The 21,629-nt window shown below is 67.2% G+C and carries 22 protein-coding genes; 12 read left to right on the forward strand and 10 right to left on the reverse strand.

What is annotated here, in order from left to right:
* Positions 1–67: 67 nt before the first annotated feature.
* The 4 genes from quiP to VQ065_RS10295 all read right to left on the reverse strand — a co-directional run bounded on the left by quiP (position 68) and on the right by VQ065_RS10295 (position 4,244).
* A complete protein-coding gene (quiP, locus tag VQ065_RS10280; RefSeq protein WP_003134033.1) occupies positions 68–2,611 on the reverse strand; it encodes an acyl-homoserine-lactone acylase QuiP in 2,544 nt (847 codons plus the stop codon).
* Between the two features lie 122 nt (positions 2,612–2,733).
* Entirely contained in the window at positions 2,734–3,375 is a 642-nt protein-coding gene (locus tag VQ065_RS10285) for a glutathione binding-like protein (RefSeq protein WP_003081964.1), read from the reverse strand.
* Positions 3,376–3,541: 166 nt separating this feature from the next.
* The gene (locus VQ065_RS10290) at positions 3,542–3,742 is read right to left on the reverse strand and encodes an SEC-C metal-binding domain-containing protein (RefSeq protein WP_003081984.1); all 201 of its coding nucleotides are present in this window, start codon (positions 3,740–3,742) and stop codon (positions 3,542–3,544) included.
* 7 nt (positions 3,743–3,749) lie between these two features.
* On the reverse strand, positions 3,750–4,244 hold the full coding sequence (locus VQ065_RS10295) for an LEA type 2 family protein (protein WP_003081986.1): 495 nt from the start codon (positions 4,242–4,244) through the stop codon (positions 3,750–3,752).
* A 314-nt stretch (positions 4,245–4,558) separates the two neighbouring features.
* On the opposite strand from VQ065_RS10295, the gene VQ065_RS10300 reads away from it, so the two are divergent.
* Positions 4,559–5,119, forward strand: a complete 561-nt coding sequence (locus VQ065_RS10300; RefSeq protein ID WP_003086339.1) for a hypothetical protein — start codon at positions 4,559–4,561, stop codon at positions 5,117–5,119.
* A gap of 117 nt (positions 5,120–5,236) precedes the next feature.
* On the opposite strand, the gene VQ065_RS10305 is transcribed toward VQ065_RS10300, so the two are convergent.
* The 4 genes from VQ065_RS10305 to VQ065_RS10320 form a co-directional block, all read right to left on the reverse strand.
* The gene (locus tag VQ065_RS10305; protein WP_003081997.1) at positions 5,237–5,857 is read right to left on the reverse strand and encodes a trimeric intracellular cation channel family protein; all 621 of its coding nucleotides are present in this window, start codon (positions 5,855–5,857) and stop codon (positions 5,237–5,239) included.
* 82 nt (positions 5,858–5,939) lie between these two features.
* Entirely contained in the window at positions 5,940–6,257 is a 318-nt protein-coding gene (locus VQ065_RS10310; RefSeq protein ID WP_003086341.1) for a hypothetical protein, read from the reverse strand.
* Positions 6,257–6,730 (reverse strand): YchJ family protein, encoded by a 474-nt coding sequence (locus tag VQ065_RS10315; RefSeq protein WP_003082003.1) that lies wholly within the window; start codon positions 6,728–6,730, stop codon positions 6,257–6,259. Before VQ065_RS10315 ends, VQ065_RS10310 begins: the two co-directional genes overlap by 1 nt.
* Before the next feature lie 2 nt (positions 6,731–6,732).
* Complete coding sequence (locus tag VQ065_RS10320) at positions 6,733–7,230, reverse strand: DUF6231 family protein (RefSeq protein WP_003086343.1); 498 nt, start codon at positions 7,228–7,230, stop codon at positions 6,733–6,735.
* Between the two features lie 130 nt (positions 7,231–7,360).
* On the opposite strand from VQ065_RS10320, the gene VQ065_RS10325 reads away from it, so the two are divergent.
* The 3 genes from VQ065_RS10325 (at position 7,361) to VQ065_RS10335 (ending at position 9,210) form a co-directional block, all read left to right on the forward strand.
* Complete coding sequence (locus tag VQ065_RS10325) at positions 7,361–7,993, forward strand: OmpA family protein (RefSeq protein ID WP_003082015.1); 633 nt, start codon at positions 7,361–7,363, stop codon at positions 7,991–7,993.
* A gap of 115 nt (positions 7,994–8,108) precedes the next feature.
* A complete protein-coding gene (locus VQ065_RS10330; protein ID WP_003086345.1) occupies positions 8,109–8,408 on the forward strand; it encodes a DUF1145 domain-containing protein in 300 nt (99 codons plus the stop codon).
* Positions 8,401–9,210 carry a hypothetical protein gene (locus VQ065_RS10335; RefSeq protein WP_003086347.1) on the forward strand — a complete coding sequence of 270 codons (810 nt, stop codon included), beginning with the start codon at positions 8,401–8,403 and terminating at the stop codon, positions 9,208–9,210. The genes VQ065_RS10330 and VQ065_RS10335 overlap by 8 nt, the downstream gene beginning before the upstream one ends.
* 38 nt (positions 9,211–9,248) lie before the next feature.
* On the opposite strand, the gene VQ065_RS10340 is transcribed toward VQ065_RS10335, so the two are convergent.
* Complete coding sequence (locus tag VQ065_RS10340) at positions 9,249–9,713, reverse strand: CopD family protein (protein WP_003086349.1); 465 nt, start codon at positions 9,711–9,713, stop codon at positions 9,249–9,251.
* Positions 9,714–9,842: 129 nt separating this feature from the next.
* On the opposite strand from VQ065_RS10340, the gene dinG reads away from it, so the two are divergent.
* The 8 genes from dinG (at position 9,843) to VQ065_RS10380 (ending at position 21,252) form a co-directional block, all read left to right on the forward strand.
* Positions 9,843–11,987: an ATP-dependent DNA helicase DinG gene (dinG, locus tag VQ065_RS10345; protein ID WP_003086351.1), complete on the forward strand. Its 2,145-nt coding sequence runs from the start codon at positions 9,843–9,845 to the stop codon at positions 11,985–11,987.
* A gap of 78 nt (positions 11,988–12,065) precedes the next feature.
* Positions 12,066–14,339: a beta-agarase gene (locus tag VQ065_RS10350; RefSeq protein WP_073660295.1), complete on the forward strand. Its 2,274-nt coding sequence runs from the start codon at positions 12,066–12,068 to the stop codon at positions 14,337–14,339.
* Between the two features lie 109 nt (positions 14,340–14,448).
* Entirely contained in the window at positions 14,449–15,594 is a 1,146-nt protein-coding gene (locus VQ065_RS10355) for an EstA family serine hydrolase (protein WP_003086355.1), read from the forward strand.
* Positions 15,595–15,799: 205 nt separating this feature from the next.
* On the forward strand, positions 15,800–16,681 hold the full coding sequence (locus VQ065_RS10360) for an OmpA family protein (protein WP_003082037.1): 882 nt from the start codon (positions 15,800–15,802) through the stop codon (positions 16,679–16,681).
* 98 nt (positions 16,682–16,779) lie between these two features.
* Positions 16,780–17,427, forward strand: coding sequence for a pyridoxamine 5'-phosphate oxidase (pdxH, locus tag VQ065_RS10365; RefSeq protein WP_003086357.1), 648 nt, complete (start codon positions 16,780–16,782; stop codon positions 17,425–17,427).
* Positions 17,428–17,434: 7 nt separating this feature from the next.
* Positions 17,435–18,547: a CdaR family transcriptional regulator gene (locus VQ065_RS10370; protein WP_003112517.1), complete on the forward strand. Its 1,113-nt coding sequence runs from the start codon at positions 17,435–17,437 to the stop codon at positions 18,545–18,547.
* 159 nt (positions 18,548–18,706) lie between these two features.
* Positions 18,707–20,065, forward strand: a complete 1,359-nt coding sequence (locus tag VQ065_RS10375) for a GntP family permease (RefSeq protein ID WP_003086363.1) — start codon at positions 18,707–18,709, stop codon at positions 20,063–20,065.
* Between the two features lie 41 nt (positions 20,066–20,106).
* Positions 20,107–21,252 (forward strand): glycerate kinase, encoded by a 1,146-nt coding sequence (locus VQ065_RS10380; protein WP_003140617.1) that lies wholly within the window; start codon positions 20,107–20,109, stop codon positions 21,250–21,252.
* On the opposite strand, the gene VQ065_RS10385 is transcribed toward VQ065_RS10380, so the two are convergent.
* Positions 21,231–21,473 (reverse strand): hypothetical protein, encoded by a 243-nt coding sequence (locus VQ065_RS10385; RefSeq protein ID WP_003082053.1) that lies wholly within the window; start codon positions 21,471–21,473, stop codon positions 21,231–21,233. The two genes, VQ065_RS10380 and VQ065_RS10385, sit on opposite strands and share 22 nt — an antisense overlap.
* Positions 21,474–21,629: the final 156 nt, after the last annotated feature.

The following is a 21,629-nucleotide window of genomic DNA, read 5'->3' on the forward strand; positions in this document are numbered from 1 at the left end:
GAAGATGATCATGGAGTAAGTCGGCTGTTCAGAGCCACGGCGCGGAGGAAAGTTCCGCGCCGTCCGTTCAGCGAGCGGGAGTGAGCGTCAGCCGCTTGTTGCCGTAAACGCGATCGAGGTTCTGTGGCTGGAACGGGAAGCTGACGTAGCGCCCCTTGAGCCAGGCGTCGATACCGTCGGCGTAGTGCGGGCTGGCCGGATTGCCGGATTGGCCGCTGCTGTTCACGCCGATCATCGGTTCGCTCTGGCCGAAGTCGACGATTAGCCGCATCGCCGGGATCAGCCAAGTGTCGAAGTCCTGGCCCCAGCCGTAGGCCGATACGTCCAGCGTGGTGTGGTCGCCGCCGGCCGGATAGGGCCCGCGATCGAGGTAGCCCTTGATCGCGCCGAGTCCGGCGCGCTCGCCGGCGCCCAGGTAGGGGGCCATTTTCGAGCTGTCGCTCCGCCATTCGTAGGTGTGCAGCTTGCCCCATTGCCAGGCCTTGCGCTCGCTCCCCAGTCGCTGTTCGCAGAACTCCACGGCGGCGGCGAGGCTGCGCGCGAGGATTGCCGGCTTGTCCTCCTTCTGCGGAGTGCGGGTATCGTCCCAGAACGGACTGTCGTCGCGCCCGAGCAGGTGGTCGGCTTGCGCCGAGTAGGAGAGGTTGGCGGTCTCGACGAAGGCTTTCCAGGCAGGACCGTCTTCCGGTCCTAGCTCGTCGAGGAATATCTGCCTGGCGCTCTCGTGGAGGAAGGCGCCGTACAGCGCGGCGTCGCTGGAGCTGGCTGTCAGCTTGCCGTCGAACGCCATCAGCCGGTCGTAGGCCTCCCGCGCCCGGCTGCGTTGCGCCTCCGGCAAGGCGTCGATGGCCTGGCGCAGCGGCGCCGCCATGCCGGGATTGTCGAACATGGCTTGCAGCTTGGCGACGAACAGCGAGGTCTGGTCGTACTGCATGCGGATCATGCTCTGGGTGTCGTGGCTCTTGCTGGCACCGGCGAGCTGGGCGATGCGCTCGGCGCGCTCCGGGTAGTACCAGGAGTTGGACAACTGAGCGCCGTAGCCGGGTTGCACGGTGCGGTGGTTGGCGGTACCCAGCCAGCCCTGCTGCGGGTCCTGGTCGGAGGGGTGGAGGATCGGGTCGGCATAGCCATCCCAGTCGTAGCGGCCGTCCCAGCCAGGGGAGGGCAGCAGGCCGCGACCCTCCTTGCGGTTCGGATAGCGTCCGGTGACCTGCCAGCCGATGTGCTTTTCGTCGGCGAACACGATGTTCAGCGGCATCGCGCGAATCTCGCGGGTGGCGTCGAAGGCCTGCTCGATGGTCTTGGCCCGCGACAGGTCGAAGAAGCCGTCCAGGGTCTTGTCGGCTTCCTGCTGGATGCTCCGGTAGGCCAGTCCGTAGCCGCTCTTCAGCGGCAGCGGCTGGAGGATGTTCTTGCGTTCGCCCAGGGCGCTGTTGAGCAGCGGGCCATGGCGGGTTTCGTGGATGACCTCGCGGATCGGCCGCTGGCCCTTGATGAAGAAGGTTTCCTGGCGTTCGCGGGTTGGCTGCCACTTGCCGTCGGCCAGGTAATAGAGCCGGTTGCCCTGGCGTCGCAACTGTTCCAGGTAGAGATCCTGGTTGTCGCCCAGGACCATGGTCATGCCCCAGGCCAGCTTGCCGTTGAAGCCCGCCACCACGCCCGGCAGACCGGCGATGGAAACGCCCGCGGCCTGGTACTTGGGCGAGCGGATCTGTACGTAGTTCCACACCGACGGCATGCTCAGTGGCAGATGGGTGTCGTTGGCCATCAGGCTCTTGCCGCTGCGGCTGCGTTGTGGCGCGATAGCCCAGTTGTTCGAGGCGGCGACCCCGAGCATGCTCAGCGCTGCGACCTGCCGCGCCGCGCCCTCGACGCCCGCGAGGCCGGGAACCTGCCCGTCCAGGCGCAGGCCCTTGAGCTTTTCCGCCTCGTCGAACGGCAGGTTTTCGTCGGGATAGGTCGGCGTCAGCCAGGCCAGCTTGTCGCTGCCGACCTTCTGCGCGAGCGTCAGCGAGGCGACTTCTTCCTGTAGGTTCACCGCCAGGCCGAAGTTGAGCAGGGCGAAGACCAGGGCCGAGTCCTCGGGCTTCCAGTATTCCGGACGGTAGCCGGACTGGGCCAGGTCCATCGGCAGCTTGTCGCGATAGCGATACAGGTAGGCGTTGACCCCGCGCGCGTAGACCTCGAAGAAGCGTTGCAGGCGCGGCGAGGCGTTCCTGTACTGGATCTCCGCGGCCTGGCGCAGGTTCACGGTACGCATGAAACGGTCGATCTCCAGCGCGCCGGGGCCGACCATCTCGGCCAGCCGTCCCTGGGCCAGCAGGCGCAGGCTGACCATCTGGCTCAGGCGGTCGGAGGCGTGTACGTAGCCCAGGGCGAACAACGCATCATGGAAGGTGCCGGTTTCGATCAGTGGCATGCCCAGCGCGTTGCGCCGGATCGATACGTTTTGCGCCAGGCCCTTGATCGGTTGCACGCCGGAGGTCGGCGGCAGGCTGTCGGCGTAGCGATCGTCGAGCCAGGACTGGCAACCGGCCAGGCCCAGGAGGGTGCCGAAGGCCGCGGCGGCGCCGCAACGGGGAAGAAAACGCATGAAGGCTGGCGAGGCCATGGGGTGGGGGCTCCTGCGGGAGTGGTCGCGTCGAGAGGCGCTACGTTAGTGAGGAGCGCAGGGCTGCGCAAGCTCCGCCTGCGATCGTCCGCGAGGACGTCCGCAGGCCGGCTCGGGACCCGCTACTGCGGCGGATTGATGCGCTCCACCAAAGCATAGGCGCGTTGCGTCGCCGGACGCTGGCGAATGCTCTCGAACCAGCGCTGCAGGTGTGGGAAGTCGGCGAGATCCTGCTCCTGCCACTGATGTGGGACGATCCACGGATAGATGGCCATGTCGGCGATGCTGTAGTCGTCGCCGGCGACGAAGGCGCGGTCCGCCAGGCGCTGGTCGAGAACGCCGTACAGGCGCGCGGTTTCCTTGACGTAACGGTCGATGGCGTAGGGAATCTTCTCCGGGGCGAAGCGGTTGAAATGGTGGTTCTGCCCGGCCATCGGCCCCAGCCCGCCCATCTGCCAGAACAGCCACTGCAGGGTTTCCTGGCGCGCGCGCAGGTCCTTGGCGAGGAACCGTCCGGTCTTTTCCGCGAGATAGAGCAGGATGGCGCCGGACTCGAACAGCGACAGGGGAGCGCCGCCGTCGGCTGGTTGGCGATCGACGATGGCGGGAATCTTGTTGTTCGGCGACACCTTCAGGAAATCCGCCTGGAACTGGTCGCCCTGGCTGATGTTGATCGGATGGATGGCGTAGGGCAGGCCGGTTTCTTCCAGGAAAAGAGTAATCTTGTGGCCGTTCGGGGTGGTCCAGTAGTACAGGTCGATCATCGGTGCGTCTCCGGCTCGTCGATGGGCTACGAACGGAAGACTCTACGCCAGGAACCTAGGTTCGATGCAAACCGCTGTCGCGCATGACGCCCCGGCAGGGCTGGTGGCGCGCCAACGAAAAGGCCCGCTGCTCAGCGGGCCTTCGGATGCCGGCGCGTGCGAAGGGTCAGGCGCCGTGGCACTTCTTGAATTTCTTCTCGCTGCCGCAGGGGCAGGGATCGTTGCGGCCTACGGCCTTGAGCGGATTGCGCACCGGCTCGTGGCTGTGGTTGCAGTGCGGACCATGGACATGACCATGGCCATGATCGTGATGATGATCGTGGTCGTGGTTGCAGTTCGGGCCGTGTACGTGGGGTTCCTGACTCATGGTGGACCTATTCTGGGATGAAATCGCCGGGAATTATCTCGCCATTTCGTCTCAGGTGCACGCTGCGGCCGAACATCAGTCCGGTCTTCACTTCGCCCTGCAGGCGGTAGCGGATCGGCTCCTCGGGACGCTCGAGGAGCTTGACGATGTATTTCATGTGGCGCCAGAGATTGGTTCGCACCGGCACGTCGAATACCTCGTGGCCGTGGGCGGGAACCGTGAACCACTGGCCGGACTCGCCTTCTGCGAGCTGGATGTCGTTCAGTTGCACGGCGTACTGCAGGCCGCGTACCGGCAGGCTGAAATCGTTGGGGTTGTCGATGCGGAAGCGCATCACGAACTCCTGTTCCAGCAAGCGTGCCTTGACCACTTCCACCTTCAGCAGCTTGACGTCGGGGTCTTCGAAGCTGCCGGTCATCCAGCTGCAGCCCGAGAGATGGGAGAGAACTCCCCACGCCATTATTAGGCTGATAATTCTTATCATTTGCGCCTGGTAATTCATGCTATTCCCCCCGAGACGCCCCAGTTTAACAAGCAGTGATTGTGCTGCAACTTATTGTTGTATAGAGGAAAGATGTTTCAGGTACAGGCCTGTGTCCATATGTTTCCCATAGCGCAGTCGGGGGAGCATGGAGAAGCGCGTACGCCCGTGCAAGTCTTCCCGTCGGCTGGCGTGACCGGCTCGGCTAACCTGAACGGACCCGCCGGCCGATTTGCCGGACCCAGTCACTCCACGCGTGGCTGTCGATGGGTACAATCGCTCGACGAAACGCCAGGGCCGCCATGCCGAGCGGCCCTTCACTCGGAGAGATGCCAATGAGCCGCTTTGAAATCGCCTTTTCCGGCCAGTTGGTCGCCGGCGCCCGTCCCGAGGTGGTCAAGGCCAACCTGGCCAAGCTGTTCCAGGCCGACGCGCAGCGTATCGAACTGCTGTTCTCCGGCCGCCGGGTGGTGATCAAGAACAACCTCGATGCCGCCTCCGCGGAAAAATACCGCAGCGTGCTGGAGCGAGCGGGAGCGATCGCCGTGGTCGCCGAGATGGAGATCGAGGAGGTGGTCATGGCGCCGCCGCCTGCGCAGACGACTCCCGTGGAGGCCCCGCAGACCCGCGCCGCTACTGGTACCAGCGCGCCCGCCGGACGCTTGCAGGTAGCGCCGCGGGACGGCTACATGGCGGCGTTCGCCGAGGTCGATGCGCCGGATTTCGGCCTGGCTCCGGTAGGCGCCGACCTACAGGACGCCAAGGCCGAAGCCGAGGCGCCGAAGCTCGACCTGAGCCGCTTCAGCGTCGCCCCGGTCGGTAGCGACATGGGCCAGGCACGCTCCGAGCCAGCGGCTCCGGCTCCGGACACCAGCCACCTGCGCCTGCAGGACTGAGGCGGGCAGCGGCCTGCGACAAGCCAGGGCGTGGGGCGGATAACCGCGTCGCGGGCCGTGGCATCGGGGACAGGCGCGGGGTTGGAGGAACGCGTCGACCAGGGGCAGGCGCTTGCCTCAGTGGTCGAAATCGTCCTGGTAGACGAACTTGGGCATTTCCCAGTGGAAGCGGATGGCCAGCAGGCGGAACAGGAAGCCGCTGAACAGGGTGATCAGCATCGCCTGTTCGGAGGGCAGTTCCAGCTCCACGCAGATCAGGTAGCACCAGGCGCTGGCGAAGGACACGCTGGCATAGAGTTCGCGGCGGAAGATCAAGGGTACGTCGTTGCACAGGATGTCGCGGAGAATGCCGCCGAACACCCCGGTGATCACCCCGCTGATCGCCGCGATCAGCAGGCTGTGGCCCATTTCCAGGCTGACCTGGCAGCCGATCAGGGTGAAGGCCACCAGGCCGACCGCGTCGAGTACCAGGAACAGCGAGCGCAGGTGGCGCATCAGCGGCGCGATGAACACCGTGACCAGCGCGGCGACTGCGGTCAGCGCCAGGTATTCCGGGTGACGGACCCAGGTCAGCGGGTAATGGCCCAGCAGCATGTCGCGTACCGAGCCGCCGCCCAGAGCGGTGACGCAGGCGATCAGCACCACGCCGAACAGGTCCATGCTGCGCCGGCCGGCCGACAGCGCGCCGGTCATGGCTTCGGCGGTGATGGCGATGATGTAGAGCACGGTCAGCAGCATGGGGATGGGGCCCGGATGAAAAGGCTGCGCATTCTACCCGAGCGCTCGTCAACGCCCAAACCGCGCCGCCTGGCGCAGCATCTCAGGCGTGCATGCGCAACCAGAAGCGTTCCTGGCAGGCGTTGACGAAGTGCTTGTAGCGTGGGCTGATTTCCCGCCCGGCGGAATCCAGCACTTCGTAGCCGATCCAGCATTCCTCGCAGGCCCCGCTGCTCGGCAGGAGGTCGCGCTCGCAGTGCTGGCGCAGGCGCACGCCGTTGTCGAAACGGTAGAGCGCTTCGCAGCTGTGGATCTCGACGCCGTCCTCGCAGCGCTGTTGCTCTTCGACCTGCGCATCGCTTATCGAGACTGGCGAGGGCAGGGCATGGATGGCGCGGATATAGCTGGCGAGCGAATGCATCAGGTGATCCATGGACCGCAGCATTTCTTCAGCTTGCCGCCGGCGCCGCAGGGGCAGGGATCGTTGCGGCCGAGTTTCAGGGCCACGGTCGGATCGAGGAAGTACCAGCGACCGTTGCGCTGGACGAAGCCGGAACATTCGCGATGGGCATGTTCCCCGTCGGCGTCGTGCCAGCGCGCGACGAAGGTGACTCGCGCATGCTCCGGCTGGCCGCCGAGCACCTCGTGGTTTTCCACCTCCAGGCCGAGCCAGGTGCTGCCGTGGCTCCAGGCGCGGATGCCGTCGAGATCGAGGCCGGCCTGTTGCGCCGGCAGCGTGGTGTCGCGCAGGTAGTCCACCAGTCCGAGGGCATAGGCGCTGTAGCGCGAGCGCATCAGGGCTTCCGCGGTGGGCGCGGGATGTCCCTGGTGATAGCGGCCGCAGCAATCGTCGAGCGGGTCGCCGCTGCCGCAGGGACAGGAGGGTTGGGTCATGGTTACCACCAGTACTTGCCGAAGTTTTCCGGGTTGGCCCAGAACTTGGCGTTCAGCCAATCGGGGACCTGCTTGTATTCGTACAGGTCGTAGGTGTACAGGGTCAGCGTCTGGCCTTCGCGCTGGAAGCGTTCGCTGTTCTGCATGGCGAGGGCGAAGAAGTCGGTTTCCTGCCAGTCGCTGGCCTCGAGGTCGACCAGTACGGCGACCCGGCTGGCGTTCAGGTTGCGCACGCCCGCGAGCAACTGCAGACCGGTGCGCTGCGGCAGGTGTTCCAGGCAATCGACGAACAGCGCCAGGTCGAAGCGCTGGCCGGCCAGTTCGGCGGGCAATGCCGCCGCCGGGCTGTGCGCCAGTTGGCACTGCGGATGGTTGTGGATGAAGGCCTCCACCGCCGGCAGCCGGCTGGCGCCGACCAGCAGCAAGCGCTTCGGCGCGTAGCGGGCGAGCAACGCGGCCAGGGCCTGCTGCGGGGTGCGGGGAGAAATCGGTTCGCTCATGGGAAAACACTCTCCTGGGATTCGCCAAGACTAGCCTGAAGCGCCTGCATGGCCTAGTGCTGGCGCTTTTTTCGGCTGGGGTCTTTACTCCCTATTTGTCGGTTACAACCGATCCACGAGGAGAGTTCCAATGAGCATCACGAGGACCGCTTTACCCCTGATTCTGGTCAGCGGCTTGCTGACCGGTTGCGCAGGGTTGCAGAAAAGCGACTGGCCGACCTGTGCGGCGGTCGGTGGTGTTACCGGCGCCGGCCTGGGCGCGATCGAAAGCAGCAGCTGGGCCGGCTGGGGCGCCTTGATCGGTGGTGGCGTCGGTGCTGCCTATTGCTGGGTGCACGGTGCCGGCGAACAGGTCGCACCGCCGCCTCCGCAGCCGGTCGAGGAAGTCGCGCCGCCGCCTCCTGTCGTCAAGGAAGAAACCATTGTCGTGCGCGACCTGCACTTCGCCTTCGATTCGTCGAAGGTGGACGCCGCCGACAGCGAGAAGCTCAACGGCATCGCCGAACGCCTGAAAGGCGAGGCGGCCAGTACGCGCCTGAGTATCACCGGGCATACCGACAGCGTCGGTTCCGATGCCTACAACCAGAAGCTGTCGGAACGGCGCGCGAATGCCGTGGCGAACTATCTGATCGATGCCGGGGTGCCTTCGAGCATCATCGTCGGCGTGCAGGGATTGGGCGAAAGCCAGCCGGTCGCCGACAACAAGACTCGCGAAGGGCGGGCCGAGAATCGCCGGGTGGAAATCCTCATCAAGCGCGAATGACGCTGGCGGCGCGGAGCAGAACGGGGGCGTCGAAGCCCCCGTTTTCGTTCATGGCTGGCGCCGCGGCGGGCTGGCGAGTATGTTCCCCCGCACACGATGTCTTGGGGGGAGTTCCATGAAAGCGTTTCTCGGGCTGGGCAAGCTCGTGACCCTGGTGTTCTGGGGCGCGGTGCTGGTCAATCTGCTGCATCCGTTCGCCTATCCGCTGAACTGGCTGTTGTCGATAGCCGGCGGCCTGATCCTGTTGATCCACCTGATCGAGATTCTCGTCCTCGGACGACGCCTGAAAGCGCGCGCGCATCCCTGGCTGGATCGTCTCCAGGTCCTGCTGTTCGGGGTCTTCCACATGCTTGCGTTGCCGGCGCTGAGCCCGGCCAGCGAGTTGCCGCAGGACAAGGAGGACGATCATGCGTAAGGCCATGCTCGGATTGTTCCTGGTCGTTCCCCTGGCCTGGGCTGGCGCCGCGTTTTCGGCCGAGGCGCCGTCGGCACGCCAGCAGGGTATCGGCGGAACCGTGAAGGTTCAGGCGAACTCGGTGATGCGCCTGCCCAAGCGGGCTCAGGAGCTGCGCCTGCGCAGAGTGGAGATCGGCGAGGATGCCGCCCTGCTGATTCCGCTGGAGGTCAGCGTCCTGCGCATCGAGGAACTGCACATGGCGAAGAACGCCCGGATCGGCGTGGCGCCGGGCGAGGAGCGAATCAGCATCGAAGTCGTCAGCGGCCGCCTGGCCGATGGCAGCATCATTTCCGCGCCCGGCGCGACCGGCACCTTCCGGCAAAGCGCCGGTAACGGCCGCGACCTGACCTTGCGCCTGCAGGCGGTGGAGGTGGAAAGCCTGCTGCTGGATGCCCGCGGCGGCGTCGGCGCGCCGGGTTACGATGGCCTGGACGGGGCTTCCGGCAAGGCCTCCGGCTGCCTCTGGGGCAGCGCGCTGAAAGGTGGCGACGGCCAATCCGGAAGCGACGGCGGTCCGGGCGGGGCGGGTGGTCGGATTCGTCTGGAAGTGCCGGGCGATTTTCCTCTGGAGCGCTTGCAAACCCGTCTGCAAGGCGGCGTCGGCGGCGCCGGAGGCAAGGCCGGCAAACCGGGTGCGGCGGATAACGCCACCGGTTGCTGGATCTACTCGGTGGATGCCGGTCGTGCGGGGCGCAGCGGAGAGGACGGCGCGAACGGCACCAACGGCAGTGATGGCAGCCTGGACGTCGTGCGCTTCTGAGGAGAGGCCGGCAGCACAGCTGCCGGCGCATCGCCGGTTCAGAGGCTCGGGCGTGCCGCTACCAGGGCTATCAGCAACAGGCCGAGGAACAGGTTGAAGCCGACGGTGCGGCGGATCTTCCCCAGCGCCTGCCCGCCCGCCGGCCAGTCCTGGGCCTGCACCGCGCGGCGCAGTTCCGGCACTTGCAGCGCCTGCACCCGCAGGAACAGTGCCAGCATGGCGACGTAGAGTCCCATCATTACCTGTACGTAGCGCGGCGCGCCGGCGAAACCGTTGAAGCTCAGGTGCAGCATGCCGACGCCGCTGATCGGCAGCAGGATCACCGCCGCCCAGACCCAATGGAAGAAACGGCGGAACACCTCCAGCCACAGGCCCAGGCGGGCTGGGGCCTCCAGCGCGGCGACGGCCGCCGGACGAAGAATCGTCCAGGCGAAGAACATGCCTCCGACCCAGACCAGGGCGGCCAGAACATGCAGGGCGTAGACGAGGGCGTAGGGGGTCATTCGGCGATCTCCGCTGGCGGTTGTGACGAAGCGCGTTATCATAGCCGCCCTGTCGAACCACTGAAAATTTATCCAGCTATGGCGCGCCGGCGGATTCGCCTTCCGCTGCGCGCCGGGCCCAGGAACTCCATGCTCAGCGCCGAACTCAAGTCCCAGATCCAGGGTGCCTACACCCGCTTTCTCGAAGCCAAGGAGCTGAAGCCTCGCTATGGCCAGCGCCTGATGATCGCCGAAGTGGCCAAGGCCCTCGGCGCGATCAAGGAGGACGAGGAGGGGCACCGCGAGGGCGAGCCGGCGGTGGTCGCGGTGGAGGCCGGAACCGGTACCGGCAAGACCGTGGCCTACAGCCTGGCGGCGATCGCCTGCGCCAAGGCCAGTGGCAAGCGCCTGGTGATAGCCACCGCGACCGTCGCCCTGCAGGAGCAGATCGTCCACAAGGATCTTCCCGACCTGCTGCGCAACAGCGGGCTGGCCTTCAGCTTCGCCCTGGCCAAGGGCCGCGGGCGCTACCTGTGCCTGTCCAAGCTCGACGTGCTGCTGCAGGAAGGCCAGGCGCAAAGCGCGACGGCGCAACTGTTCGCCGACGACGGTTTCAACATCGACGTCGACGAGACCAGCAGCAAGCTGTTCAACCAGATGATCGAACGCCTGGCCGGCAACCGCTGGGACGGCGACCGCGACAGCTGGCCGGAGGCGATCGACGACGCGCATTGGGCGCAGCTCACCACCGATCACAGCCAGTGCACCAACCGACATTGCCCGAACTTCCAGCAGTGCGCCTTCTACAAGGCGCGTGAAGGGATGACCAAGGTCGACGTGATCGTCACCAACCACGACCTGGTCCTGGCTGACCTGGCCCTGGGCGGCGGCGCCATCCTGCCCGATCCGCGCGAGACTCTCTACGTGTTCGACGAGGGCCATCACCTGCCGGACAAGGCGATTGGCCATTTCGCCCATTTCACCCGCCTGCGCGCTACCGCCGACTGGCTGGAGCAGATCGCCAAGAACCTCACCAAGCTGCTCGCCCAGCACCCGCTGCCGGGCGACCTCGGCCGCCTGATCGAACAGGTGCCGGAGCTGGCCCGGGAGATCAAGACCCAGCAGCAGTTCATGTTCACCGCCTGCGAAGAGATCGGCGATTTCCGCGCCGGCGAGGACATGGAAGGTCGCGAGCGGCCGCGTCACCGTTTCGTCGGCGGGGTGGTCCCCGAGCATATCCGCGAGATGGGCATCGAGCTGAAGAAAGGCTTCTCCAAGCTGACCGACCTGTTCACCCGCCTCACCGATATCCTCAAGGAGGCGATGGACGGCGAAGGCGCCGGCGGCATCGCCAGCCACCAGGCGGAGGAGTGGTACCCGCTGTTCGGTAGTCTTTTGGCGCGCGCCCAGGGCAACTGGGAACTGTGGACCGCCTTCACCTGCGAGGACCCGCAGGACAGCCCGCCGATGGCGCGCTGGCTGACCCTCGCCGAGAGCGGCAGCTTCTACGACATCGAAGCCAACGCCAGCCCGATCCTCGCCGCCGAGACCCTGCGCCGCAACCTGTGGAACGTCGCCTATGGCGTGCTGGTGACCTCGGCGACCCTGACCGCGTTGGGCACCTTCGACCGCTATCGCATGCGCGCCGGCCTGCCGCGCAACGCGGTCACCGCGGTGGTGCCGAGCCCCTTCCATCATGCCGAGGCCGGGGTATTGCGGGTCCCCGACCTCAAGGCGGATCCGCGCAACGCCGCCGAGCACACCGCGGCGATCATTCGCGAGCTGCCGGAACTGGTGAAGGGCGCGCGCGGCAGCCTGGTGCTGTTCTCCTCGCGCAAGCAGATGCAGGAGGTCTTCGACGGTCTCGACCGCGACTGGCGCAAGCGGGTGTTCATCCAGGGCAACCTGTCCAAGCAGGAAACCCTGAACAAGCACAAGTCGCGAGTCGACGACGGTGAGGACAGCGTGCTCTTCGGCCTCGCCAGCTTCGCCGAAGGCGTGGACCTGCCGGGGGCCTATTGCGAACACGTGGTGATCGCCAAGATTCCCTTCGCGGTACCCGACGACCCGGTGGAGGCGGCGCTGGCCGAGTGGATCGAGGCGCGCGGCGGCAATCCGTTCATGGAGATCGCCGTGCCAGACGCCTCGCTGCGGTTGGTCCAGGCCTGCGGGCGGCTGCTGCGCACCGAGCAGGACCGCGGCACCATCACCCTGCTGGATCGCCGCGTGGTCACCCAGCGCTACGGCAAGGCTATCCTCAATGCATTGCCGCCGTTCCGGCGGGAAATCGCCTGACGCGCTGATCTGCGCGGAGGGCTCCAGCCTTCACGTCCGAGCCGCATCGGGAAATTCCCGGCATTTGTCCATGCCGGGATGGAGTTAAGGAAAACAGGCTTCATGATCCGTTCGCGTTGGCATCTTCCCCTGCTTCTCGGCCTGCTCGCGGTGGCCGCGCCGCTGGCGGCGAACGACACCCAGCAGGTGCTGTTCAACTTCGTCAAGCCGATGGCCGTGGTCGGCATCACCCTGGAGGATGCCGACCTGCCCAGCGTGACGGCGGAGGCCACCCCGGAGGGCGACATTCTCCGTCGCGTCACCTTCAGCCCGGCGCAACGGCCCACCTTGCGCATGAGTCCGGCGCAGGGCCGTTGGGACTGGTCCGCAGCGGACTACGTGAGCCTGCGCATCCAGAACGCCATGAGCTGGGACATGACCCTGGAGGTCGCGATCGAGGGCGAGCAGGGCGCGCCGGGGTTGCAGGCATCCATAGAGCTTCCGGCAGGCCCGCCGCAGACCCTGCTGGTGCCGTTGCGGGCGGTTTCGCCAGAGGCTCTGGGCATGCGTGCGGGGCCGCCGATGCCGCAGATGGTCGAAGGCCAGCGGATGCTGCTGGCGCCACGCGTGGAGGGCTCGCTGGACCGCGCCAGGGTCGGGGCGCTGAGCCTGTCCCTGCGCTCGCCGCAAGCTCCCCAGAGCATCCTGCTCGGACGTTTCGGCATACGCGCAGGGAGGGCGGTGGAGCGGAGCATCCTGACCGGCCTGATCGATCGCTATGGCCAGTACAGCCGCGCCGACTGGCCGGAAAAGATTCGTTCCGACGAACAGTTGCGCAGCGCCTATGCGGCCGAGGCCGCACAGCTCCGCGACTGGGAACGGCAGACACCGGCGCGCGACCGTTTCGGCGGCCTGCTGGGTGGGCCGGTGTTCGAAGCCAGCGGTTTCTTCCGCACGGAAAAACGTGGCGGGCGCTGGTGGCTGGTTACTCCGGAAGGACATCCGTTCTGGTCGCTGGGCGTTAATGCGGTGACCGCCGACGGCAGCCGGACCTACGTCGAGGGACGCGAGCCGATGTTCGCCGAACTGCCGGCGGAGGGTGAGCCGCTGGCGGCATTCTTCGGTGAGGGCGACGACCGCCGCGGCGTCGCCGCGCAGGCCGCGCGGCGCTTCGGGCATGGCCGCTGGTTCGATTTCCTCGGTGCCAATCGCCAGCGCATCGCTCCCCAGGCGAGCGCCGACCAGCTCGCCGGCGAATGGCGCCAGCGCACCCTGGAGCGCCTCTCGGCATGGGGTTTCAACAGCCTCGGCAACTGGAGCGATCCGGCGCTCGCCGCACAGGCGCGGATGCCCTACAGCCTGCCGCTGTCGATCGCCGGCGACTACGCCACGGTCAGCAGCGGTTTCGACTGGTGGGGAGCCATGCCCGATCCCTTCGACCCGCGCTTCGCCATGGCCGCCGAGCGCGTCATCGCCATCGCTGCTCGCGACCACCGCGACGATCCCTGGCTGCTCGGCTACTACGCCGACAACGAACTGGCCTGGGCCGGGCGCGACGGCTCGGCCCAGGCGCGCTACGGCCTCGCTTTCGGAGCCTTGAGGCTGTCCATGGACAGTCCGGCGAAGCGCGCCTTCGTCAAGCAATTGAAAGCCAAGTACCTGCGCCATGAGGCATTGGCCCAGGCCTGGGGCATCGAGCTGGCCGCCTGGGAGGCCCTGGAGGCGCCGGGCTACGCGGCTCCGCTGCCGGGCGAGGGGCATCCGGCCATCGCCGAGGACTACAGCGCCTTCCTCCGGCTGTATGCCGACGCTTACTTCAAGACCCTGCGCGACGCCCTGCAATGGCACGCACCGAACCACCTCCTGCTCGGCGGCCGCTTCGCCGTCAGCACTCCCGAGGCGATCACCTCCTGCGCCCGGTATTGCGACCTGCTCAGTTTCAACCTCTATACGCCGTTGCCCGGGCAGGGCCTGGACGACTCCCTGCTGGCGCGGCTGGACAAGCCGGTGCTGATCAGCGAGTTCCACTTCGGCTCGCGGGATCGCGGTCCGTTCTGGGGTGGCGTCAGCGAGGCGGCCAATGAGCGGGCGCGCGGCGACTCCTACCGAACGTTCCTGGAGGCGGCGCTGAAGAGTCCGTATATCGTCGGCGCCCACTGGTTCCAGTACCTCGACCAACCGGCCAGCGGGCGCCTGCTGGACGGCGAGAACGGTCATATCGGCCTGGTCGGGATCACGGGCTTGCCGTTCGCCGGTTTCGTCGACACGGTGCGCCGAAGCAACCTTGCCGCCTTGTCGCGACTGTCGGCGATGGCCAGCTCCATGCCTGCCGTCGAGCCTCCGCCGCCGCGCGAGGATTCAGCCGGTTCATGAGCGCGCATTCACCGCCGCCCGCTTGCGGCGAACCCCTCTTATGTCAGGGTTCACAAGGCCGCCGAGGGCTGGAAGAATGCTCCGACCACTTTCCCACCGGAACTTGCCCATGACGCCCCAAGGCCACTGTGACAGCCGTTTCGCCCCGCTTGCCGAGGCCTTCGCCCGGCTTTTCGACAATCCGCAGGAGCGCGGTGCGGCGTTGTGCCTGGAGGTCGGTGGCGAGACGGTGGTCGACCTCTGGGGCGGCGTCGCGGACAAGGACGGCGAGCAGCCCTGGCAGCGCGACACCATCCTCAATCTGTTCTCCTGCACCAAGACCTTCACCGCCGTTGCCGTGCTGCAACTGGTGGCCGAGGGCAAGCTCGAACTGGACGCGCCGGTGGCACGCTACTGGCCCGAGTTCGCCGCGGCCGGCAAGGCAGCGATCAGCGTGCGCCAGTTGCTCTGCCATCGCGCCGGCCTGCCGGCGCTGCGCAAGCAGATGCCGCCCGAGGCACTCTACGACTGGCAGGCGATGACCGCGGCACTGGCCGCCGAGGAGCCCTGGTGGACGCCCGGCGAAGCGCACGGCTATGCACCGATTACCTACGGCTGGCTGCTCGGCGAGGTGATCCGCCGGGTCGACGGCCGCGAGCCGGGCGAGGCCATCGTGGCGCGTACCGCGACACCGCTGGGCCTGGATTTCCATATCGGCCTGGACGACAGCCAGTTCGGCCGCGTCGCCCACATGGCGCGGAGCAAGGGCAGCCTCGGCGACGCTGCCGCCCAGCGCATGCTGAAGACCATGATGAGCGAGCCATTGGCGCTGACCACCCGCGCCTTCACCAATCCGCCGTCGATCCTCACCAGCACCAACAAGCCGGAATGGCGACGCATGCAGCAGCCGGCCGCCAATGGCCATGGCAACGCGCGCGCGCTCGCCGGCTTCTATAGCGGCCTGTTGCAGGGACGTTTGCTGGAAGATGAACTGCTGGGCCAGTTGGCCCACGAACACGCGGTAGGCGAGGATCGGACCTTGCTGACCCGGACCCGCTTCGGCCTCGGCACCATGCTCGACCAACCGGGCGTGGCCAATGCGACCTACGGACTCGGCCCCAAGGCCTTCGGCCACCCTGGGGCGGGTGGCTCGATCGGCTTCGCCGATCCCGAGCGCGACCTGGCTTTTTCCTTTGTCAGCAACGCCTTGGGGCCGTACGTGCTGATGGATCCGCGGGCGCAACAGCTGGCGCGTGTCGCGGGGGAGTGTCTGTAATCCGTTGGTTAACTTTTAACCGCTTGTCGGCTCGACGCTAAATTTCATTGCCAAATAATGGTTTAGCGACACAATCTAAAGCGTCGTATGAGATAGGGCGTTGCCGGGGCAGTGGATCGACTCCGGCATCGCTGCGATGTGACCGGCGGTTGAGCCGAATGTTCCATCGGGCTCGCCTTCTTTCACTTCCAACGGACCCCGACGTATGAAACTGCTTAAGACCTCGACGCTTCTTCTCTGCATGACCGCCTCCGGCTGCAGCTATTTCCAGACCCAGGATGCTTCCTCGCAGCCAGCCAAGGCTCCGGCCGAGCAGGCTTCCAGCCATTCATGGTGGCCGTTCGGCAAGGACGACGGACAGACCGTCGCCAAGCAGGCCACGGAACAGAAGGCCGAAGCCGAGCATGTCGGCTCCAGCCACTGGTGGTGGCCGTTCGGCAAGGACGAAGGCGGTCGGGACGTAGCCGCCAAGGCTGCGGAGCAGAAGGCCGAGATCGCCGCGGCGAAGAAAGAAGTCGCCGCCGCAGCCGAGCCGAAGGCCGCCAACCCCTGGTGGTGGCCGTTCGGCGCCAGCTCGGCGAGCAAGGCGTCGGGCAAGCCGGCACTGGTCCAGCAGAAGGTCACCAAGGAGTGGCTGGATGCCCATGAGAAAGCCCTGCGCGAAGCGATCGCCGGTAGCGAGTTCACCCTCGAACGCCGCGACAACGCATTGATCGTCATCGCCCCCGCCGACTACTCGTTCAATCCCAAGCGCCATACCATGCTGATGCCGATCACCCTCAACCCGCTGGGCAAGGTCGCCAAGATGGCCCAGGCCGATCCGCAGAGCGGTATTCTGGTACTCGGCCATACCGACAGCACCGGCAGCAAGGCGGTCAACGACAAGCTGAGCTTCGAGCGTGCCCAGTCGGTGGCGGCGATCTTCCGCCTCAGCGGCCTGAAAGGCGACCAATTGCGCCTGAAGGGGGTCGGTTCCGACATGCCGCGCGCGGACAACGCCAGCGCCGCCGGCCGTGCCCAGAACCGTCGCGTCGAAGTGCTCTATACCCAGCGCGCCAGCCTGCTGTCCCTGGCCCAGGGCAACTGAGCCGAACCGGGGCAGGGCGCTTGGCGCCATTGTCCCGGATCAAGCGCGAGGCGGAGTCTGCGGTTAAGCTATGGCGCATTTCCCCCTGGAGATGCGCCATGACCCAGTCCCTGGCCGATATGCGCCGCGAGTACACCCGCGATGGCCTCAGCGAGGCCAACGCCCCTAGCGATCCCTTCAGCCTGTTCCGCCAGTGGTTCGACGACGCGGTGAAGACCGAGCGCCTGCCGGTCGAACCCAACGCCATGACCCTGGCCACCGTCGACGCCGACGGCTATCCGCATTGCCGTATCCTCCTGCTCAAGGGCCTCGACGAGCGCGGCTTCACCTTCTTCACCAACTACGAAAGCGCCAAGGGCCGGCAACTGGCGGCCAATCCGCGGGCGGCCATGACCTTCTTCTGGCCGGCGCTGGAGCGTCAGGTGCGCATCGAAGGCAGCGTCGAGAAGGTCACTCCCGAGGAATCCGACGCCTACTACCAGGTGCGTCCGCTGGGCAGTCGCCTGGGCGCCTGGGCCTCGCCGCAGAGCCGGGTCATCGCCGATCGCGCCGAGCTGGAACGGCTGCTCGCGGACACCGAGCGGCGTTTCGCCGACCAGCCGCCGAGCTGTCCCGAGCACTGGGGCGGCTACCGTCTCCTGCCGCAGCGCATCGAGTTCTGGCAGGGGCGGCCGAGCCGCCTGCACGACCGTCTCGACTATCGACGTCAGGACGGCGGCTGGTCGCGCGAACGCCTGGCGCCCTGAGTCCTCCATGTTCGAACTGGATTCGACGCTGGCGCAGCACATCGTCGATCGGGCGATGGCGATCCTGCCGCACAACATCAATGTGATGGATGCCCAGGGCATGATCATCGGCAGCGGCGATCCATCGCGCCTGCATACCCGCCACGAAGGGGCGCAGCTGGTGCTGGCCAACCGGCGGGTGGTGGAAATCGACGAGCAGGCCGCCGCCTGCCTGCGCGGGGTGCGGCCAGGGGTGAACCTGCCGTTGCTGCACGCCGAGCGGCTGGTCGGCGTGCTCGGCATCACCGGCGCGCCGGAGGTGGTCCGGCCCTATGCCGAGCTGGTGCGGATGGCAGCGGAAATGCTCATGGAACAGCGCCAGATGCAGGACGAGCGACACTGGCAACGCCAGCGTCACGAAGCCTGGCTGCGCCAGTTGCTCGATCCCGGCCACGGCCTCGGGGCGCTGGCGGCCGATGCCGAACACCTGGGGCTGGCCATGCACTGGCCGCGCCAGGCGGTCTTCCTGGAGCTGCCCGAGCATGCCGATCCGCTGCCTTGCCAGGCTCGCCTGCTGGCGGCACTCGGCGGCCGGGCGGAGCACTGGAGCGCGGCGCTGGGCGAGCGCCTGGTGTTCTGGTGCCGGCCGGTAGCCCACGCAGATACGCTCGAGCACTGGCTGGAGCGCGCCGACGCGCGCGGCTGGGGCGTGGCGCGCCTGTGTGCCGGCGACCCGGCGCATGACCTGGCCGAGCTGCGCGCCTCGGCCTGCGCCGCGCGCGACCTGCTGGACTATGCGCGCAGCCGGTTGCCCGGTCGGCGGGTCGTGACCCTGGACGGACACCGCCTCGCCAGCCTGCTGTTCAGCCAGCGCGACAGTTGGCAGGTGCGGCAGCTGCTGGCGCCCTTGCAGCGGTTGCTCGACCACGATCCGCAAGGTTCGCTGGCCGCTACCCTGGAGTCCTGGTGCGCCCATGACGGGCACGCCCAGGCCTGTGCCCAGGCGCTGGGAATCCATCGCAACAGCCTGCGCTACCGACTGGAGCGCATCGCTTCGATCAGCGGGCTCGATCTCGCTCGCCTGGAGCACCGCCAGCAATTGTTGCTGGGGCTGCAATTGCTCGTTCCGCGCCGCGGGTAACGGGCGGATCAATCGATTCACTGTGCAGTCGCACAAAATGTTCCCCTTCCAGCGCCGTCTTCCTCTGGCCGTTGCACAAGGCGTGTCCGGTCCCGACGGAGCGAAAATGACCCGCCCCTGGGCGCCCATCCCACACCCATAACAACAAGGAGGCGGCTCATGACCCTGGTCCTGATCCTGCTGGCGTTGATCGCCTTTATCGTCCTGTCCACCACGCGACTCAAGCTGCACCCGTTCCTCGCCCTGCTGGCGGCCGCGCTGATCGCCGGCTTCGCCTACCAGGTACCCACGGCGGAAATCGTCAAGACCGTTACCGGCGGCTTCGGCAGCATCCTCGGCTACATCGGCATCGTCATCGTGCTCGGCACCATCATCGGGGTGATCCTCGAGCGCAGCGGTGCGGCGATCACCATGGCGGAAAGCGTGATCCGCCTGCTCGGCGAACGCTTCCCGACCCTGACCATGTCGATCATCGGCTACCTGGTGTCGATCCCGGTGTTCTGCGATTCCGGCTTCGTCATCCTCAACTCGCTGAAGAACGCCCTGGCGGCGCGGATGAAGATATCCACCATCGCCATGAGCGTGGCCCTGGCCACCGGTCTCTACGCCACCCACACCTTCGTGCCGCCGACCCCGGGACCGATCGCCGCGGCCGGCAACCTCGGCCTGGACGCCAGCCTTGGCCTGGTGATCGTGGTCGGCCTGGTGGTCGCCTTCGTCACCGCGATGGCCGGCATGTGGTGGGCCAATCGCTTCGTCGGCAAGGACATTCCCCTGGTCGACGACGGCCAGGTCGTCCAGACCGAAGAGGATTTCAGCGAGCTGCGTGCCCGCTACGGCAAGCTGCCCAGCGCGACCCAGGCGTTCGCGCCGATCTTCGTACCGATCCTGTTGATCTGCCTTGGCTCGGTCGCGGTATTCCCGAGCAAGCCGCTGGGCGAGGGCGTACTGTTCGCCTGCCTGAACTTCCTCGGTCAACCGGTGATCGCCCTGCTGGTCGGCCTGGCCCTGGCCTGCACCCTGCTCAAGGGCCAGAGCAAGCGCGAGGAGTTCCATGAGCGCGTGGTGGAAGGCATCCAGTCGGCCGCGCCGATCCTGCTGATCACCGGCGCCGGCGGCGCCTTCGGTGCGATGCTGAAGATCACTCCGCTCGGCGACTACCTGGGCAGCACCCTGTCCGCGTTGGGCATCGGCCTGTTCATGCCGTTCGTGGTGGCGGCCGCGCTGAAGACCGCACAGGGCTCGACCACCGTGGCGCTGGTCACCACCTCGGCGCTGGTCGCTCCGCTGCTGCCGCAGCTCGGCCTGGACAGCGAGATGGGCCGGGTGCTGACGGTCATGGCGATCGGTGCCGGGGCGATGACGGTGTCCCACGCCAATGACAGCTTCTTCTGGGTGGTCACCCAGTTCAGCCGCATGACCGTATCCACTGCCTATCGCGCCCAGACCCTGGCGACCCTGGTCCAGGGTATCGCCGGTATGCTCGCGGTATGGCTGCTCAGCCTTGTGCTGCTCTGATTGAAGCGGGGCCGGGGACTCCCGGCCCTGTGAGGTGACTGATGAAAATCGTGATTGCTCCTGATTCGTTCAAGGAAAGTCTGTCAGCGCCCGACGTCGCCGAGGCTATCGCCCGCGGTTGGCGGCGAGTCTTCCCGCAGGCCGAGGTGTTGCTGCGGCCACTGGCGGACGGCGGCGAAGGCACGGTCGATGCGGTACTCGCCGCCACCGCCGGCGAACGTCGCGAATGCCGGGTGGAAGGCCCGCGCGGTGAGCCGACCCTGGCGCACTGGGGCTGGCTGGACGACGCCACCGCAGTGATCGAAATGGCTTCCGCCAGCGGCTTGCACCTGGTTCCGCGCGACCGCCGCGACGCCACGCGCAGCAGCAGCCGTGGCACTGGCGAGCTGATCCGTGCGGCGCTGGACGCCGGGGCGCGGAAGATCATCCTCGGCCTCGGCGGCAGCGCTACCAACGATGCCGGCGCCGGCCTGCTGGGCGCGCTCGGCGTGCGTTTCCTGGCTGCCGACGGCGAGGAACTGGCGCCCGGCGGCGCCGCGCTGGCGGGCCTGCACAGTCTCGACCTGGGCGGGCTGGATCCGCGCCTGGTGGATGTCGCGGTGGAAGTCGCCGCGGATGTCGACAACCCGCTATGCGGGCCGCGCGGCGCGTCGGCGGTGTTCGGTCCGCAGAAGGGCGCCAGCGCCGAACAGGTGGCGCAACTGGATGCCGCCCTGGCGCACTTCGCCAAGGTGGTCGCGGCGACCCTGGGCGAGGACTTCAGCCGGGTGCCGGGCGTCGGCGCCGCCGGCGGCCTGGGTTTCGCCGCGAGGGCATTCCTCCGTGCGCGTTTCCGCCCAGGCATCGAACTGGTGGCGGAGCTGGCCGGGCTGGCCGATGCGCTGGTCGGTGCCGACCTGGTGCTGACCGGCGAGGGCCGCCTGGATGCGCAGAGCCTGCACGGCAAGACCCCGGTGGGCGTGGCGCGGATCGCGCGCCAGGCCGGCGTTCCCGTGGTAGCCCTGGCCGGCAGCCTGGGCGACGGCTACCAGCGCCTGCACGACGCCGGCATCGATGCGGCGTTCAGCCTGGCGCCGGGACCGATCAGCCTGGAGCAGGCCTGTGCCGGAGCGGCGGCGGAACTGGAGGCGCGCGCCGAGCAGATCGCCCGGCTCTGGCGCCTGGCTCAGGCTTCGCGAGAAGGGTAGTCGGCGGCGGCGCGCTCCAGCCAGGCCGGCAGGTCGCGCCGCTTCACCTTGCTGGCCTTGGCTTCGGCCAGTCGCTGTAACAGATAGTCACGCTTTTGCGGGTCGTCGCCGGCGAATGACAGCGCCAGGTCGCGGTCCATCCAGCGGCGGATGCGCCAGTAGATCCACCAGTGGAAATACAGGCCGGCGGCGGTGGTGACGACGATGATGAAATAGTCCATGGCTGTTCCTTCTGCGGGCGCTCACCCTAGCCGATCGGTTCCGCCGATGAAAGCGGGAGGGTTCGGTCGAAACTGAACGAACCTGTACCATTGCTGAATCGATTCGATTATCTCGCGCCGGCCAGGTGACAGGAGCGGCTGCGGGAGAGTCTAATA

The sequence above is a fragment of the Pseudomonas sp. KBN10P06128 genome (genome assembly GCF_037574945.1).
In the GTDB taxonomy this organism is placed as follows: domain Bacteria; phylum Pseudomonadota; class Gammaproteobacteria; order Pseudomonadales; family Pseudomonadaceae; genus Pseudomonas; species Pseudomonas aeruginosa.

Coding starts and splice junctions, on each gene's coding strand:
- VQ065_RS10370 (WP_003112517.1), top strand. CDS start 17,435: ATGTTCGAACTGGATTCGACGCTGGCGCAGCACATCGTCGATCGGGCG.
- VQ065_RS10360 (WP_003082037.1), top strand. CDS start 15,800: ATGAAACTGCTTAAGACCTCGACGCTTCTTCTCTGCATGACCGCCTCC.
- dinG (WP_003086351.1), top strand. CDS start 9,843: ATGCTCAGCGCCGAACTCAAGTCCCAGATCCAGGGTGCCTACACCCGC.
- VQ065_RS10340 (WP_003086349.1), bottom strand. CDS start 9,713: ATGACCCCCTACGCCCTCGTCTACGCCCTGCATGTTCTGGCCGCCCTG.
- VQ065_RS10300 (WP_003086339.1), top strand. CDS start 4,559: ATGAGCCGCTTTGAAATCGCCTTTTCCGGCCAGTTGGTCGCCGGCGCC.
- VQ065_RS10290 (WP_003081984.1), bottom strand. CDS start 3,742: ATGAGTCAGGAACCCCACGTACACGGCCCGAACTGCAACCACGACCAC.
- VQ065_RS10350 (WP_073660295.1), top strand. CDS start 12,066: ATGGAGTTAAGGAAAACAGGCTTCATGATCCGTTCGCGTTGGCATCTT.
- pdxH (WP_003086357.1), top strand. CDS start 16,780: ATGACCCAGTCCCTGGCCGATATGCGCCGCGAGTACACCCGCGATGGC.
- VQ065_RS10320 (WP_003086343.1), bottom strand. CDS start 7,230: ATGAGCGAACCGATTTCTCCCCGCACCCCGCAGCAGGCCCTGGCCGCG.
- VQ065_RS10295 (WP_003081986.1), bottom strand. CDS start 4,244: ATGAATTACCAGGCGCAAATGATAAGAATTATCAGCCTAATAATGGCG.
- VQ065_RS10380 (WP_003140617.1), top strand. CDS start 20,107: ATGAAAATCGTGATTGCTCCTGATTCGTTCAAGGAAAGTCTGTCAGCG.
- VQ065_RS10385 (WP_003082053.1), bottom strand. CDS start 21,473: ATGGACTATTTCATCATCGTCGTCACCACCGCCGCCGGCCTGTATTTC.
- VQ065_RS10375 (WP_003086363.1), top strand. CDS start 18,707: ATGACCCTGGTCCTGATCCTGCTGGCGTTGATCGCCTTTATCGTCCTG.
- VQ065_RS10315 (WP_003082003.1), bottom strand. CDS start 6,730: ATGACCCAACCCTCCTGTCCCTGCGGCAGCGGCGACCCGCTCGACGAT.
- quiP (WP_003134033.1), bottom strand. CDS start 2,611: ATGGCCTCGCCAGCCTTCATGCGTTTTCTTCCCCGTTGCGGCGCCGCC.
- VQ065_RS10310 (WP_003086341.1), bottom strand. CDS start 6,257: ATGCATTCGCTCGCCAGCTATATCCGCGCCATCCATGCCCTGCCCTCG.
- VQ065_RS10285 (WP_003081964.1), bottom strand. CDS start 3,375: ATGATCGACCTGTACTACTGGACCACCCCGAACGGCCACAAGATTACT.
- VQ065_RS10335 (WP_003086347.1), top strand. CDS start 8,401: ATGCGTAAGGCCATGCTCGGATTGTTCCTGGTCGTTCCCCTGGCCTGG.
- VQ065_RS10330 (WP_003086345.1), top strand. CDS start 8,109: ATGAAAGCGTTTCTCGGGCTGGGCAAGCTCGTGACCCTGGTGTTCTGG.
- VQ065_RS10305 (WP_003081997.1), bottom strand. CDS start 5,857: ATGCTGCTGACCGTGCTCTACATCATCGCCATCACCGCCGAAGCCATG.
- VQ065_RS10355 (WP_003086355.1), top strand. CDS start 14,449: ATGACGCCCCAAGGCCACTGTGACAGCCGTTTCGCCCCGCTTGCCGAG.
- VQ065_RS10325 (WP_003082015.1), top strand. CDS start 7,361: ATGAGCATCACGAGGACCGCTTTACCCCTGATTCTGGTCAGCGGCTTG.